Annotated in this window: 1 rRNA gene; it reads left to right on the forward strand. The window is 56.3% G+C overall.

The features are described from left to right. Positions 1–252 (forward strand): 23S ribosomal RNA (locus tag AC13HU_RS38430); the annotation flags it as partial.

A 252-nucleotide genomic window follows, 5' to 3' on the forward strand; every position in this document is an offset into this window, starting at 1 on the left:
AGGTCCGGCGTAGAGGGTAAGACCCCCGTAGCTGAAATCTGTACGGCTCTCTTGGAGATCACCCAAGTAGCACAGGGCCCGAGAAATCCTGGGTGAATCTGGCGGGACCACCCGTTTAGCCTAAATAGTCCCTGGTGACCGATAGCGGATAGTAGCGTGAGGGAATGGTGAAAAGTACCGCGGGAGCGGAGTGAAATAGTACCTGAAACCGTGTGCCTACAAGCCGTGGGAGCGTCGGATGTCGAGCTTGCT

This window comes from Streptomyces sp. NH27 (assembly GCF_056859195.1).